13 protein-coding genes and 2 tRNA genes are annotated in these 15,214 nt (G+C 69.1%); all 15 read left to right on the top strand.

Features of this window, described 5'->3' with window-relative positions:
• The first annotated feature begins 5 nt into the window (after positions 1-5).
• The 15 genes from recF (at position 6) to egtD (ending at position 15,172) form a co-directional block, all read left to right on the top strand.
• Entirely contained in the window at positions 6-1,247 is a 1,242-nt protein-coding gene (gene recF / locus ASE01_RS16580) for a DNA replication/repair protein RecF (RefSeq protein WP_056754366.1), read from the top strand.
• Positions 1,240-1,824, top strand: coding sequence for a DUF721 domain-containing protein (locus ASE01_RS16575; protein ID WP_056754362.1), 585 nt, complete (start codon positions 1,240-1,242; stop codon positions 1,822-1,824). The genes recF and ASE01_RS16575 overlap by 8 nt, the downstream gene beginning before the upstream one ends.
• A gap of 188 nt (positions 1,825-2,012) precedes the next feature.
• Positions 2,013-2,903, top strand: coding sequence for a hypothetical protein (locus tag ASE01_RS16570; RefSeq protein WP_056754358.1), 891 nt, complete (start codon positions 2,013-2,015; stop codon positions 2,901-2,903).
• 313 nt (positions 2,904-3,216) lie between these two features.
• Positions 3,217-5,283, top strand: coding sequence for a DNA topoisomerase (ATP-hydrolyzing) subunit B (gene gyrB / locus ASE01_RS16565; protein ID WP_056754356.1), 2,067 nt, complete (start codon positions 3,217-3,219; stop codon positions 5,281-5,283).
• Positions 5,284-5,334: 51 nt separating this feature from the next.
• A complete protein-coding gene (gyrA, locus tag ASE01_RS16560; RefSeq protein ID WP_082606118.1) occupies positions 5,335-8,025 on the top strand; it encodes a DNA gyrase subunit A in 2,691 nt (896 codons plus the stop codon).
• A complete protein-coding gene (locus ASE01_RS16555; protein WP_082606117.1) occupies positions 8,025-8,534 on the top strand; it encodes a DUF3566 domain-containing protein in 510 nt (169 codons plus the stop codon). Before gyrA ends, ASE01_RS16555 begins: the two co-directional genes overlap by 1 nt.
• Before the next feature lie 191 nt (positions 8,535-8,725).
• A tRNA-Ile gene (locus ASE01_RS16550) sits at positions 8,726-8,799 on the top strand.
• Positions 8,800-8,858: 59 nt separating this feature from the next.
• Positions 8,859-8,984: a DLW-39 family protein gene (locus tag ASE01_RS25290; RefSeq protein ID WP_235536053.1), complete on the top strand. Its 126-nt coding sequence runs from the start codon at positions 8,859-8,861 to the stop codon at positions 8,982-8,984.
• 17 nt (positions 8,985-9,001) lie between these two features.
• Positions 9,002-9,077: transfer RNA gene (locus ASE01_RS16545), tRNA-Ala, on the top strand.
• An 83-nt stretch (positions 9,078-9,160) separates the two neighbouring features.
• On the top strand, positions 9,161-10,645 hold the full coding sequence (locus ASE01_RS16540) for an alpha/beta fold hydrolase (RefSeq protein ID WP_235536052.1): 1,485 nt from the start codon (positions 9,161-9,163) through the stop codon (positions 10,643-10,645).
• A 77-nt stretch (positions 10,646-10,722) separates the two neighbouring features.
• Positions 10,723-11,166, top strand: coding sequence for a helix-turn-helix domain-containing protein (locus ASE01_RS24050; protein ID WP_082606116.1), 444 nt, complete (start codon positions 10,723-10,725; stop codon positions 11,164-11,166).
• Positions 11,163-11,516: a DUF86 domain-containing protein gene (locus ASE01_RS16530; RefSeq protein WP_056754354.1), complete on the top strand. Its 354-nt coding sequence runs from the start codon at positions 11,163-11,165 to the stop codon at positions 11,514-11,516. Before ASE01_RS24050 ends, ASE01_RS16530 begins: the two co-directional genes overlap by 4 nt.
• A gap of 489 nt (positions 11,517-12,005) precedes the next feature.
• Complete coding sequence (locus ASE01_RS16525; protein ID WP_162260303.1) at positions 12,006-12,788, top strand: cutinase family protein; 783 nt, start codon at positions 12,006-12,008, stop codon at positions 12,786-12,788.
• A 90-nt stretch (positions 12,789-12,878) separates the two neighbouring features.
• Entirely contained in the window at positions 12,879-14,195 is a 1,317-nt protein-coding gene (gene egtB, locus ASE01_RS16520) for an ergothioneine biosynthesis protein EgtB (RefSeq protein WP_056754346.1), read from the top strand.
• Positions 14,192-15,172 (top strand): L-histidine N(alpha)-methyltransferase, encoded by a 981-nt coding sequence (gene egtD / locus ASE01_RS16515; RefSeq protein ID WP_056754344.1) that lies wholly within the window; start codon positions 14,192-14,194, stop codon positions 15,170-15,172. The genes egtB and egtD overlap by 4 nt, the downstream gene beginning before the upstream one ends.
• Positions 15,173-15,214 lie beyond the last annotated feature (42 nt).

The raw sequence follows: 15,214 nt of genomic DNA, 5'->3' as shown, positions 1-15,214 counted from the left end.
GTGTCGTGCACGTCTCCCACCTGAGCCTCCACGACTTCCGCTCCTATGCGGACGTCGACGTGGCGCTCGAGGCCGGGGTGACGGCGTTCGTCGGCAGCAACGGCCAGGGCAAGACCAATCTGGTCGAGGCGATCGACTACCTCTCGCGGCTCTCCTCCCACCGGGTGGCGACCGACGCACCCTTGATCCGCGCCGGAACCGAGCAGGCCGTCGTGCGCGCAGCGGTCGTCCGCGACGGTCGCACCGCGATCCTCGAGGTCGAGCTCAACCCGGGTCGCGCCAATCGAGCGCGGGTCAACCGATCGCCGCTGTCGCGTGCCCGCGACCTCGCCGGCATCGTGCGCACCGTCGTGTTCAGCCCTGAGGACCTCGCCCTGGTGAAGGGCGATCCGTCGCAGCGGCGCCGGTTCCTCGACGACCTGCTGGTGCTGCGCACCCCGCGCTACGCGGGCGTGATCTCCGACTACGAGCGCGTCCTGCGTCAGCGCAACGCGCTGCTGAAGTCGTTGTACGCCGCCCGCGGCTCCGCCCGCGAGGCCGCACTGGCCACGTTGTCGGTCTGGGACGACCAGCTGATCGGCACCGGGACCGAGCTGCTCCTGGCCCGCCAGCAGCTGTCGGCCGATCTCGCGCCGTACCTCGCGAAGGCCTATGAGGCCGTCGCCCGTGGCGCCAACCGCGACGACGCCCGCGTCGAGTACTCCGCCTCCGTGCCCGACCCGTCGTTGGTCGAGGAGGTTGCGCAGCAACCGTCTCGAGACCACCGCAGCGTCCTCGCCGACGCCGACCCGTCGTTGGTCGAGGAGGTTGCGCAGCAACCGTCTCGAGACCACCGCAGCGTTCTCGCCGAGGCCTTCCGGGCCGAGGTCGCCCGACGCCAGAACGACGAGATCCAGCGCGGGGTGACCCTGGTCGGTCCCCACCGCGATGAGCTCGTGCTGACCCTGGGTCCCGGCGACGAGCAGCGGCTCCCGGTCAAGGGCTACGCCAGCCACGGGGAGTCCTGGTCGTTCGCGCTGGCGCTGCGGCTGGCGTCGTACGACCTCCTGCGCGCCGACGGCGACGACCCGATCCTGATCCTCGACGACGTCTTCGCCGAGCTCGATGCGGAGCGTCGCGAGCAACTCGCCTCGCTGGTCGCGGGTGCCGAACAGGTGCTCGTGACGGCCGCGGTGGCTGACGACGTGCCCGAGGTGCTGCGCGGAATCACCTTTCACGTTGCCGGGGGCGAGGTGACCCGTGCCTGACGAGACCACCCCCGAGGGCGAGGAGCAGGAGCAGGAGGAGCACCGCTCCGACGGCCTCGACCTGGCCCGCGCGCAGGCACTCGGAGCTGCCGGTTCGGGTACGACGCCGGCCCGGCGCCGGCCCCCGCGGTCAGGCGACGGCTCGGCGTTCCCGACCAGGTTCGGCGGATCGCGCGGCCGTCGTGGCGACGCGCAGTTCAGCGGCGCCCGACCCGACGGACGCGATCCGCAGGGCCTGGCGTCCGAGGTCGGTCGGCTGGTCAACGACCGCGGTTGGGCGCTGGACCTGCAGGTCAGGGGCGTGTTCGGTCGCTGGACGGAGATCGTGGGCGAGGAGATCGGCGCCCACTCGACGCCGGAATCCCTCACCGACGGGACGCTGGTCGTCCGCACCGACTCGACCGCGTGGGCCACCCAGCTGCGCCTGCTGGCCAGCACCGTGGTGGCCCGTCTCAACGAGGAGCTCGGCCGGGGGACGGTCACGGTCGTGGAGGTCCTCGGCCCGCTGGCCCCGACCTGGAAGCACGGCCGACGCGGTCTGCGGGACGGTCGCGGACCGCGCGACACCTACGGCTGAGTGCACCTGATTTCCCAAGGAATTCACAAGAGGACACCAAGGACCGGGCCCGAGGGTGGCACGGTGCCGATGGTGCCTGACATTTCCCTTCCCGCACGGGGTTTCGATCTCGCTACTATGCAGCACTGTTTCAGGAGCATCCATCCCGTTCCACGGCCGTGTCCACGGCCTGATGAGGAGACCGCAACATGAGCAACTACGAGCCCCCAGCAGCGCCGCCGCCCCCGGGCGGTGGCTACGGCGGTCCGCCGCCGGCCGGTCCTCCGGGTGGCGGCTTCGGCGGTCCCCCGCCGGGCGGTCCTCCCGGTGGCGGGTACGGCGGTCCTCCGGGTGGCGGCTTCGGTGGCCCTCCCGGCGGTGGCTACGGCCAGCCGCAGCAGTGGGACGTCGGCGCGGCGGTCAGCTACGGCTGGTCGAAGTTCCAGGCCAACATGGGCCAGATGATCCTGGCGGCGCTGGCGATCTTCGCCGGCATCGTGGTGATCTACGGCATCGCGCTGGTCGCGATCATCCTGCCGGCCGGCGACTCCGACTACGCGTGCCGGTTCAACGACGCGGGCGAGTACGTCTGCAGCGGTGACACCGGTGGCCTCGGGTTCCTGAGCCTCATCGTGCTCGCCCTGCTCTACGTCGTGTTCTTCATCTACGCGCAGGTCATCGGCGCGGGCCTCATCCGTGAGTCGCTCGCCGTCACCGAGGGTCGGTCCTTCTCGACCGCCGGTGTGTTCAAGTTCCAGAACATCGGCAACGTCATCGTCACCAGCCTGCTGGTCGGGGTCGGTACCTTCATCGGCACGATCCTGTGCGTGATCCCCGGCATCATCTTCGGATTCATGACGATGTTCTCGCTGTTCTTCGTGGTCGACAAGAACCTCGCCCCGGTCGACGCCATCAAGGCGAGCATCGACCTGGTCAAGAACAACGTCGGGTCGACGATCATCTGGTACCTCGTCGCCTACGTGATCGCCCTCGTCGGCGCGATCCTGTGCGGCGTCGGCCTGCTGGCCGCGATCCCGGTGATCCTGCTGGGCTCGGCCTTCACCTACAAGAAGCTCACCGGGCAGCCCGTCGCCCCCTGAGCCCTCCGAGCCATCGCGCTCCGTCTGACGTGCCGGGTCGGCCCCCTCTGGGGCCGGCCCGGTCGGTTTTTGCAGCTTTGGCCGTACTGGGACCCACCCGGACCCCTGCCAGAGCCTCCGATCGGGCTTTCTGTGCCGCTGAGGGCCCCATTTTGTCCACAGACATCCCCTGCCTCGGGTCCGTCACGTGCTCTGAGGCCCTCAGGGGGCTAGAATGGGTTCTTGGCCGGGAACGCGTCTCCGGGACGCCAGACTCGGCCTTCGCCATGCCTTCTCCGGATGGCGGTCCCCTGATGCAGAAGAGGTCTCCCGCGTGTCCACTGATGAGCAGACGCCCGAGTACGACGCCTCCGCGATCCAGGTCCTCGAGGGCCTCGAAGCGGTCCGGAAGCGTCCCGGCATGTACATCGGCTCCACCGGTGAGCGCGGCCTGCACCACCTGATCTGGGAGATCGTCGACAACGCGGTCGACGAGGCCCTCGCCGGCTACTGCGACACCATCCGGGTGACGCTGAACGCCGACGGCTCGGTGAGCGTGGTCGACAACGGTCGCGGCATCCCGACCGACACGGCGCCCGGCCAGGAGATCCCCGCGGCCACCCTTGCGCTGACCGTGCTCCACGCGGGCGGCAAGTTCGGCGGCGGCGGCTACAAGGTCTCCGGTGGTCTGCACGGCGTCGGCTCCTCGGTCGTCAACGCGCTGTCCACGCGCCTGCACCTGCAGGTGAAGAACCGCGGTTACCTGTGGGAGCAGGAGTTCTCCCACGGCGTCCCGGACTACGACCTGCGCCAGGTGCGCCCCCTCGAGGAGGGCGAGCGCTCCGGCACCACCGTCACCTGGTGGGCCTCCCCGGACACCTTCGAGACCGTGGACTACACCCTGGAGACCATCTCCACCCGGTTCCGCGAGATGGCCTTCCTCAACAAGGGCCTGCGCATCGAGCTGCTCGACGCGCGGCCCAAGGCCGAGGAGCTGGCCGAGGCCGTCGAGGACGGCACCGGCGTCGTGGAGGGCGTGGCGGACGCCGCGACCGAGATCCACGCCGCCGACGTCGACGGGCACAAGGCGCTGGAGCAGGTCTTCCAGTACGAGCGCGGCCTGGTCGACTACGTCGAGTTCCTCAACCGCCGCAAGCAGCACGTCGGCGGGGTCATCTCCTTCGACGCCGAGACGGCCGTCGACTCGAACAACCCGATGAGCCTCGAGCTGGCCATGCAGTGGCAGGTCACGTCGTACAACGAGTCGGTGCACACCTTCGCCAACACCATCAACACTCCCGAGGGTGGCACCCACGAGGAGGGCTTCCGCGCGGCCCTGACCTCGCTGGTCAACCGCTGGGGCGAGGAGTGGGGCCTGATCAAGAAGAAGGAGGACAGGCTCACCGGCGACGACATCCGCGAGGGCCTGACCGCCATCATCAGCCTCAAGATCTCCGAGCCGCAGTTCGAGGGCCAGACCAAGTCCAAGCTGGGCAACACCGAGGCCAAGGGCTTCGTGCAGTCGATCGTCAACGACCAGCTCGGTGCCTGGCTGGAGCAGAACCCCGCCGAGGGCAAGGACATCATCCGCAAGGCGATGGCAGCGGCCACGGCGCGGATCGCGGCCCGCAAGGCGCGCGACCTGGCCCGCAACCGGAAGGGCCTGCTCGGTGGCGGTGGTCTTCCGGGCAAGCTGCGCGACTGCAGCTCGCGGGATCCCGAGGAGTGCGAGGTCTTCATCGTCGAGGGTGACTCGGCCGGCGGCTCGGCGGTCATGGGCCGCGAGAACCGGATCCAGGCGATCCTCCCGATCCGCGGAAAGATCCTCAACGTCGAGAAGGCGCGCATCGACAAGGTGCTCGCCAACACCGAGGTCCAGGCGATCATCTCGGCGCTCGGCACCGGCGTGCACGAGGAGTTCGACCTCGCCAAGCTGCGCTACCACAAGATCGTGCTGATGGCCGACGCCGATGTCGACGGCCACCACATCAACACGCTGCTGCTGACGCTGCTCTTCCGGTTCATGCGGCCGCTGATCGACGCGGGTCACGTCTACCTCGCCCAGCCGCCGCTCTACCGGATCAAGTGGAACAAGCCGGCCGTGCACGAGTTCGTCTACTCCGACGCCGAGCGTGATGCCGTGATGCGCGACGGTCTCGAGCAGGGCAAGAAGCTGCCCAAGGACGCGCCGATCCAGCGGTACAAGGGTCTCGGCGAGATGAACGCCGACGAACTGTGGGACACCACGCTCGACCCCGACCAGCGCGTGTTGCTGCAGGTGACGCTGGAGGACGCGGCCCAGGCCGACGAGATCTTCTCGATCCTGATGGGCGAGGACGTCGAGCAGCGACGCTCGTTCATCCAGCGCAACGCCAAGGACGTCCGATTCCTCGATATCTAGGTCTATAGCAACTTTCCTAGATGTCGATAGAACAAGCCAGAGAGAGCAATCGTGACTGAGACTCCCACGGACACCTCGTACGACAACGGTGACGGCGGCGGCCGGATCCAGCCCATCGACCTGCAGGAGTCGATGAAGCGCTCCTACATCGACTACGCCATGGCCGTCATCGTCGGCCGGGCGCTCCCCGACGTACGCGACGGCCTCAAGCCCGTGCACCGCCGCGTGCTCTACGCGATGTACGACGGCGGCTACCGCCCCGACCGCGGCTTCAACAAGTGCGCCCGCGTCGTCGGCGACGTGATGGGTAACTACCACCCGCACGGCGACTCGGCCATCTACGACACCCTCGTGCGCCTCGCGCAGCCGTGGGCCATGCGCAACCCGCTGGTCAACGGCCAGGGCAACTTCGGCTCGCCGGGCAACGACCCGGCCGCGGCCATGCGGTACACCGAGTGCCGGATGGCGCCGCTGGCCATGGAGATGGTTCGGGACATCGACGAGGACACCGTCGACATGACCCCGAACTACGACGGCAAGACCGTGGAGCCGACGATCCTCCCGGCCCGGTTCCCCAACCTGCTGGTGAACGGCTCGGCCGGCATCGCGGTCGGCATGGCGACCAACATCCCGCCGCACAACCTCCGCGAGGTCGCCTCCGGCGCCACCTGGGCGCTGGAGCACCCGGACGCCACCCGTGAGGAGCTGCAGGAAGCCCTCCTCGAGCGGATCAAGGGCCCGGACTTCCCCAACGGCGCGCTGATCGTGGGCCGCGAGGGCATCGAGCAGGCCTACCGCACCGGTCGCGGCTCGGTCACCCAGCGCGCGATCATCGAGGTCGACGAGGAGAAGTCGGGCCGTACGGTCCTGGTCATCACCGACCTGCCCTACATGGTCAACCCGGACAGCCTGTTGATGAAGATCGCCGAGCTCGCCGACGCGGGCAAGGTCCAGGGCATCAGCGACGTGCGCAACGAGACGTCCTCGCGGGTGGGCCAGCGCATCGTCGTCGTGCTCAAGCGTGACGCCGTGGCCCGCGTGGTGCTGAACAACCTGCTCAAGCACACCGAGCTGCAGACCAACTTCAGCGCCAACATGCTGGCGCTGGTCGACGGCGTCCCGCGCACCCTGACGATCGACCAGTTCATCAGCAACTGGGTCGAGCACCAGGTCAACGTGATCCGCCGGCGCACGGAGTTCCGTCTGCGCAAGGCCGAGGCCGACGCCCACATCTGGCGCGGTCTGGTCAAGGCGCTCGACATGCTCGACGACGTCATCGCGCTCATCCGGCGCTCGCCCGAGGTCGACGACGCACGCCAGGGCCTGATCGCGCTGCTCGACATCGACGAGCTCCAGGCCAACGCGATCCTGGACATGCAGCTGCGTCGACTGGCCGCCCTCGAGCGCCAGAAGATCATCGACCGCCTGGCCGAGCTCGAGATCGTCATCGCCGACCTCAAGGACATCCTCGCCAACATCACCCGCCAGCGGCAGATCGTGATCGACGAGCTCGCCGAGATCGTCGACAAGTACGGCGACGACCGTCGTACCCAGATCATCGCGGCCGCCGGCGACATGTCGATGGAGGACCTGATCCCGGACGAGGACCAGGTCGTCTCGATCACCCGCGGTGGCTACGCCAAGCGCACCCGCGCCGACCAGTACCGCACCCAGAAGCGTGGCGGCAAGGGAGTGCGCGGCGCCTCGCTGCGCGGCGACGACGTGGTGGACCACTTCATCTCCACCACCAGCCACCACTGGCTGCTGTTCTTCACCACCGCCGGCCGGGTCTACCGGATCAAGGCCTACAACCTGCCCGAGGCACAGCGTGACGCCAAGGGCGGCCACGTCGCCGGACTGCTGTCCTTCCAGCCGGACGAGTCCATCGCCCAGGTGCTGGCGATCCGCGACTACGAGCAGGCGCCGTACCTCGTCCTCGCGACGAAGAAGGGCCTGGTCAAGAAGACCCGCCTCGGCGACTACAACAGCCCGCGCCAGGCCGGCGTCATCGCGATCAACTTCCGCGACGACGACGACGAGCTGATCGGTGCCGAGCTGGTCAGCAGCGAGGACCACATCCTGCTCGTGTCCCGCAAGGGACAGTCGATCCGCTTCCCCGCGACCGACGACCAGCTCCGCCCGATGGGCCGTGCGACGTCCGGTGTCACCGGCATGAAGTTCCGCGACGGTGACGCGCTGCTCTCGATGGCCGTCATCCGCGCCGAGGACGTCGCCAACGAGGAAGCAGGCGAGGAGGGGGAGACGGCGATCCAGTACGTCTTCACCATCACCGATGCCGGCAAGGCCAAGCGCACCCGGATCTCGGAGTACCGCGTCCAGTCCCGTGGCGGCATCGGCATCAAGGCGATGAAGCTCGAGAACGAGGACCGTGGCTCGCTCGTGGGCGCGTTCATCGTCGTCGACGGCGACGAGATCCTCTCGATCACCGCGACCGGACAGGTCGTCCGTTCGCCGATCAACGAGGACTTCCGTCCGACCGGCCGCTCCACCCAGGGCGTGAACTTCGTGACACCGAAGCGAGGGGACACGGTCGCCGTCGTCGCCCGCTCGGTCGAGGCGAAGGACCCCGACGAGGAGGGTGCTGCCGAGGGCGGCACCGAGGACGGTGCCGAGGGTTCGCAGCAGGTAGCCGCCACCTCGACGGAATCGCCCGATCAGGCCCCGGATGCCACAATCGGAGGATCCGAGGACATTGGGGATCCCGGGGAGAGTGAGAGCTGATGAGTGAGCGCGTCGAGGAGACCGTGATCCGTCCCGCTGGGGACGGCGCACCGGGCTCCGGTCCGGGTGCCCCGGCGCAGCCACCGTCAGCGCCCGTCCGTCCCGGCCTCCCGGTCGACACGGCACCGCGTCCGCGCTCGCCGCGTCGGGCGCGGCTGCGGCTGACCAGGATCGACCCCTGGTCGGTCATGAAGACCGCCTTCCTGCTCTCGATCGCCTTCGCCGTCGTCACCGTCGTCTCGGTGGCGATGGTGTGGCAGGTGCTCGGCGCTGCCGGTGTCTGGGACTCGATCAACTCGACCATCCAGGAGAGCATCGGCGGCGACGACGTCGCCGGCTTCCAGATCGAGGACTACGTCGGCACCAGCCGGGTGCTCGGTTTCACGATGCTGGTCGCGGCCATCGACGTCGTACTCATCACGGCGGCCGCGACCCTGATCGCGTTCCTCTACAACATGTCCGCAGCACTCCTCGGTGGCGTCGAGATCACCCTCGCCGAGGACAACTGACCCTCCCGAACGCCGCTGGTCGAGTAGCCCGAACTCGGCGACCACGCCGTTGGTCGAGTAGCCCGAGCCCCTGCGCGAGGGCGTATCGAGACCCCTCGCCCGCCCCGTTTTGTCCGTCGCTCCATCGCTCCGGTATCGTCTGCTCTCGGCCTGCTGCCGAGGGGCTTCCACCCAGAATCGGCAGGCCACCCGGGCCTATAGCTCAGACGGTTAGAGCACCACACTGATAATGTGGGGGTCAGAGGTTCAAGTCCTCTTAGGCCCACGTAGAGCCCCGGCCGCGCACTCCGCGGACCGGGGCTTCTTCGAAGAAGGGAACCAAGCGTGAAGAAGCTGATCCTCGCGGCCCTGGCCGCGGCAGGCGCGATCGTCGCCGGCAAGAAGCTCCAGCAGAGCAAGGCCGAGCAGGCCCTCTGGGCCGAGGCCACCGACAAGCTTCCGAAGGCCTGATTCCACCGCACCACCGCGGGGCCTTGGCGCAATTGGTAGCGCACCTGCTTTGCAAGCAGGGGGTTGGGGGTTCGAGTCCCCCAGGCTCCACCAGGTGATCTCTCACGAGATCACCGTCGGACGCCACGTCGAGCGCGTCGTCGTAACGACGTCCTCGCACACCTCGTTGTTCGACCATGACTCGCTCCCACCGGCTCCGGACCGTCGTGCTGATGCTCACCACGGCAGCCCTCCTCCTCACCGGGATGCCGGCGGCCACCGCCGAGGACGACCCGAAGCCGGGGTCGGCGGCGTACCTCCTGCGCGACCTGCGCAACGTCACCGACGCCTACGGCCGCATCACGGGGCCGGGTGGCCAGCTCGCCAACCCGAACTACCTGCCGGCGCTGGTGCGCGAGACGACGCTGCTGACCGCAACCCAGCTGTTGGCCCAGGCGGCCACGCCGACCCGGCTGGCGCTCTCCGCCGGCCTGCTGGTGCCGGGATGGAACGTGGGCAACCCGCTGCGCGCGGGCTGGAACGGCACCCGCGGGCTGTCGAAGAAGGTCAGCTTCGTCAACCGGTACGGCGCACTCCTGCGTGGCACGGTGTACGCACCGAAGCCCGGCGCGAAGGACCCGTACACAGGAGCCACCCTGCAGGGGCCGTTCCCGGGGGTCGTGATCACGCCGGGGTCGGTGCAGGGGTCCGAGGGCATGTACGTGTGGCTCGCGCAGGACCTCGCGGAGCGCGGGTACGTCGTCCTCACCTACGACGTGCAGGGCCAGGGGACGAGCGAGACGCTGCCGCACACCACCGGCTCGGAGCTGCCGTTCTGCAACCCGTTCGCCGCTCCGGTCGACGGCAACCTGCTCGGCTGCCCGGGGGTGCCGTTCCAGCAGCTCGCGAACTTCACCACCGGCACCCTGGACGCCCTGGACTTCTTCCTGTCGGAGGCCAATCCCTACCTCCCCTCCGTCGACCGCAGCCCCGACCCCGACAGCGTCACCTCGGGTCGGACCGGCCGCGTCGCGATCATCGGCCACTCGCTGGGTGCCGCCGCGGTCTCCCACGTGCAGGGCAGCGACGAGCGGGTGTCCGCCGTGGTCGCCCTCGACAAGCTCCAGGGCCCGAGCGACACGAGCGCGCTGAACGCGCTCAGCCCCGCCGACGACATCACGCCCGTCGTTCCGGCGTTGGCGGTGCAGTCGGAGTACGGCTTCACCGTGTCGCCGGCCCAGCTCAGCGGCGGCAACACGCTGCTGCCGGCGCCGGGCCTGCCGGTGCCGACCCGCGAGCGCGCCACCGGGTACGACGACTGGCTGGCCGCCGGCAAGGACGCGATGCTGGTCGTGCCGCGCGCCTCCACCCACCTCGAGTACACCGACATCCCCTACGTCCTGCCCGCGAGCCGCTACGGCCAGGCCCTCACCAGCGTCTACGTGCAGGCCTTCCTCGATCGCTACCTCAAGCACCGGGGCACCGACGCCTCGCTCGTCGGGAGCACGCTGCGCTACCTGGAGCCGCGCGGCAAGGGCGTGTGGACACCGCTCACCCTGGACCGCGACGCGAACCTGAGCTTCTACTACTGCTCGGCGTACTCGATCCACAGCGGGACCTCGGCCGACGGTCCCGTCCTCGCGGACGCGGACGTCGCGGGCGTCGGCGGCTGCGACGACTGAGCCCGGCGAGGGCAGTGCGCGGTGGCCGGCCTCCCGACTCATATCGACCTCGATAACCCCCGGGATATCCTGTTGTCGTGGACATTCGTGCGGAGCGCCTCGCAGCCGGCTTCAGCCAGGCTCAGCTGGCGCGCCTCGCCGACGTACCCCAGCCGAACCTGTCGGCGTACGAGAACGGGCGCCGGGGTCCCACCCCAGAGGTCGTCGAGCGGATTCGGCGCGCACTGGCGGTGCTCCCGTCGGTGCGGTTGGAGCGCCACCGCGAGGAGATCCGGGCCATCGTGGCCGCCCACCACGGCATGTCGCCGAAGGTCGTCGGCTCGGTTGCCCGTGGACAGGACGCAGCCGATTCCGACATCGACGTGATGGTGGAGTTCACCGACGAGGCGAGCCTGCTCGACGAGATCGGTCTGCGGCTGGCACTGAGTGATCTGCTCAAGGTGTCCGTCGACGTGATCGCCGCCGACACGCTGCGCGAACCACTTCGAAGCAGACTGTTGGCCGATGCGGTGCCGGTGTGAGCGACGCGTCCGACGCCAAGGCTCGGGATGCGGCTGAGCGCGTGGTCGCCGTGTGTGACGTCCTCGCCCAACTGGCCCAGACGGACCTGACCTCATTCGTCGACGACATCCGCACGCAGTGGGCGGTCGAGATGGGGCTGATCCGCATCGGCGAGGCCGTCAACCGGATCCCCGCCGACGTCCTCCAGCGGTTCCCGGACCAGCCGTGGCCGCTCATGGTGGCGATGCGCAACTTCGCAGCCCACCAGTACGACGACCTCGACCCGCGACGTGTGTGGCGGACGTTGACCTCCGACGTGCCGGCGCTGCGCACCTACTTGGTCGAGACCGTCCTGCCCGGGTTGGCGTAGACCAACCTGCAACGAGTGCTCACCGAGCCCGTCGAGGAACCCAGGCCCTCAGGGGCGGACTCATCCCTTTCGGCGCGTGGACCGCGGTGGGTCCGCAACCATCCGAACAGACCATTGCCCGCGCCGGAGCGCCGGGAGTAACGTCCCGCTCGCAATCATGCGGCCCGGGACGCGTTTGGCTCTCCTTCGAAAATGGGGTCTCGAAGTGGTCCGCTCCTCCTTCTTCGCGCGCGCTCTCGCGTGCCTACTCGCCGCCATCGTCGTCGCGTTCGCGTCGCTGTCCGTCGTCTCGTCGCCTGCGCGCGCCGACGACTGACACCGCGGCCGAGCACCGCGGCGGACGATGATTCCGGCTGCGGTGCGCAATGGCTCCCGACATGATGGTTGTGCACGCCCCTGTTCGTCTCTTCCCGATGAGGTCCGATGCCTGCTCCGCTCCCTGCTCCGACGACTCGACGTCCGCCCACTGACCGACGAGGCCGGGGCGCCGTGAGGACCTGTCAGGTGCTCGTGGTCGCGCTCGTTGCGGCCGTCGCGGTGTCGATGGCTCCGTCGCCGCCCGCCTTCGCGGGCCTGACCAAGGCATCGAAGGCCTGCACCTCGCTGATCGTGGTGGGGGTCCGTGGCTCGGGCGAGACCGCGAACAGTGGGTCGATTCCCTACTTCGGCAAGCCCGCCTCGCTGGCGGCCAAGAACATGGTCTCCCGCATCAAGCGCAGCGGCACCTACCGCTATGCAGGTCTGCCCTACGACGCCAAGCGGGTCAACCCCTTCACCTACAACAACAGCGTCGCCGACGGCGTCAAGCTCCTGACCGGCGTCCTTCGTTCGATCAAGAAGAACTGCGGAACCGGCACCAGGTTCGCGATCATCGGGTACAGCCAGGGAGCCCAGGTCATCAGGGAGTCGGTGGCCAAACTCGAACACGCCGTGCGGGCACAGATCATCACGGTCGGACTGATCGGAGACCCGAGGCGGCGGGGTTACAACAAGAGTCCGGCTGAGATCGGCTACAACGAGGACTTCGACAGAGGAATGCTCAAGGGAAGCGGCAAGCTGGGTGCGGGCAAGACCTTCGATGGTCTGCTCAATGCCAGCAAGGTGGCCAGTTTCTGCGTCAAGGGCGACTACGTCTGCAACGACACGATCGGGACCACCTGGGGTCAGGGATGGAACGCGATCTGGCACACCGACTTCTACAACTGGACCTCGTCCGCGAAGACGATCGGACTGGGCCTCTACACCCGTCTGGTCAACAACGGGTTCCGCTGAGGCCCGGCCAGACCCACCGAGCGCGTGAACATCCGCTGACGCCTCCCGCCGACTCTGGCCGTTGTCGGTGCGCCCGCCTAGGCTCGAAGCATGACTGCGACGCAGTGGACGGCCACCAGCCTGCTCGGGCGCTACGACGAGGTCCGGGGTCACACGGAGCGCCTCGCGGCGCCGTTGTCCCCGGAGGACCAGACGGTGCAGTCGATGCCGGACGTGTCCCCGACCAAGTGGCACCGCGCGCACGTGACGTGGTTCTTCGAGACCTTCCTGCTGGCCGACAACGAGGCGGGCTTCTCGCCGTACCAGGACACCTACTGGTTCCTCTTCAACAGCTACTACGAGGCGGTCGGACCGCGCTACGCCCGCGCCGAGCGCGGCGTGATCAGCCGCCCCGGCGCGCACGACGTGGGTGTCTACCGCGGCAACGTCGACGAGCGGGTGCGGAGCCTGATCGACGGTCTCGACCAGGGCAGCCTCGACAAGCTCGCGGACACCATCGAGCTCGGCTTCCACCACGAGCAGCAGCACCAGGAGCTGTTGCTGATGGACATCAAGCACGTGCTGTCCCTCAATCCCCTGCAGCCCGTGTACGCCGGCACGCCGGCCGCGCCCACCGCGCCGGACCAGCTCGGCTGGGTCGAGGTCGAGGGCGGCCTGGTCGAGATCGGGCACCGCGACGCGAGCTTCTCCTTCGACAACGAGCTGCCGCTGCACCAGGCCTGGCTGGAGCCGTACCGGCTCGCCGACCGGCTGGTCACCAACGGTGAGTGGCTGGAGTTCATGGCCGACGGCGGCTACCGGCGGGCCGATCTCTGGCTCTCGGACGGCTGGGGTCGGGTCAACAACGAGGGCTGGGCGGCGCCGTTCTACTGGGCCGAGCACGACGGGGTGTGGTTCGAGCACACCCTCAACGGCACCTGGCCGGTCGATCCGGGGCTGCCGGTCAGCCACGTCAGCCACTACGAGGCCGACGCCTACGCCACGTGGGCCGGCAAGCGCCTGCCGACCGAGGCGGAGTGGGAGCACGGCGTGCGCGCGGACAGCGAGCGCGCGGGTGCCGCGTCCGGCGCCGGCAACCTGGCCGACACCGAGACCTGGCACCCCCGGTCTGCGGGGCCGGCAAATGGGCACCTCCGGCAGGTGAGTGGCGACTGTTGGGAGTGGACCTCCTCGGCGTACCTGCCCTATCCGGGCTTCCAGACGGCCGGCGGCGCGATCGGCGAGTACAACGGCAAGTTCATGTCGGGCCAGATGGTCCTGCGTGGCGGCTGCGCCCTGACCTCGCCGGGTCACGCCCGCACGAGTTACCGCAACTTCTTCCCCGCCGGAGCCCGCTGGGCGATGTCCGGGGTCCGGCTGGCCGACGGCGGAGCGCCGCGGCTCTCGACGACGGGGACGGGCGCATGAGCCACGACAGCGAGCCCGAGATGACGGTGCTCCTCGAGTCCGACTGGGCGAGCGGCAGCCTGGTGGACGACGTACGCCGCGGCCTCACCCGGCACCCCCGCACGCTCCCGCCCCGGTGGTTGTACGACGACCGCGGGTCCGGGCTGTTCGACGAGATCACCCGCCTGCCGGAGTACTACCCCTTCAGTGCCGAGCGTTCGATCCTGCAGGCGCAGGCCGACGAGATCGTGGTCGCGAGTGGGGCGACCACGCTGGTCGAGCTCGGCAGCGGCACGAGCGAGAAGACCCGCCTGCTCCTCGACGCGTTCACCCGCAACGGGCAGCTGACCCGGTTCGTGCCGATCGACGTCTCCGAGGGCACCCTGCGCGACGCGGCCACCCAGATCGCGTCGGCCTACCCCGGCGTCGAGGTTGCGGGCGTGGTCGGCGACTTCACCCTCCATCTCGCGCACCTTCCGCGGGGCGGGCGCCGGATGGTGGCCTTCCTCGGCGGCACCATCGGCAACCTCTACCTCGAGGAGCGCACGGCCTTCCTCGGTGCCCTGGCCGACGTCCTCGAGCCCGGCGACTCCGTGCTGCTCGGCACCGACCTGGTCAAGAGTGCCGACCGGCTGATCGCGGCCTACAACGACTCCGCCGGCGTGACCGAGCAGTTCATCCGCAACACCCTCACCGTGGTCAACCGCGAGCTCGGCGCCGACTTCGACCAGGCCGGCTTCTCCTACGTCCCCTTCTGGGACGCCCACATGGAGCGGATGGACCTGCGCCTGCGCTCCGAGGTGCCGCAGCGCGTCACCGTCCCCGGTGCGGACCTCGTCGTCGACCTCGCCGTCGGCGAGGAGATCCGGATCGAGATCTCCACCAAGTTCCGGGTCAGCCGCATCGCCGCCGAGCTCGAGGCCGCCGGTCTCGGTGTCACGCGGGTGTGGACCGACGAGCCGGGCGACTTCGCGCTCACCCTCGCCACCAAGCCCTGATCCCTCGGGCAGGATCGCTAGGGCGTGTCTCTCAAGTCAGCG

Origin of the sequence: Nocardioides sp. Root190 (assembly GCF_001428565.1) — a bacterium.
In the GTDB taxonomy this organism is placed as follows: domain Bacteria; phylum Actinomycetota; class Actinomycetes; order Propionibacteriales; family Nocardioidaceae; genus Nocardioides.
This window is presented reverse-complemented; position numbering and strand designations above follow the sequence as displayed.

Bases quoted from the DNA above. Each gene is read 5' to 3' on its own strand.
- ASE01_RS16570 (WP_056754358.1), top strand. From the start codon at position 2,013: ATGAGCAACTACGAGCCCCCAGCAGCGCCGCCGCCCCCGGGCGGTGGC.
- ASE01_RS16555 (WP_082606117.1), top strand. From the start codon at position 8,025: ATGAGTGAGCGCGTCGAGGAGACCGTGATCCGTCCCGCTGGGGACGGC.
- ASE01_RS16540 (WP_235536052.1), top strand. From the start codon at position 9,161: ATGACTCGCTCCCACCGGCTCCGGACCGTCGTGCTGATGCTCACCACG.
- egtB (WP_056754346.1), top strand. From the start codon at position 12,879: ATGACTGCGACGCAGTGGACGGCCACCAGCCTGCTCGGGCGCTACGAC.
- egtD (WP_056754344.1), top strand. From the start codon at position 14,192: ATGAGCCACGACAGCGAGCCCGAGATGACGGTGCTCCTCGAGTCCGAC.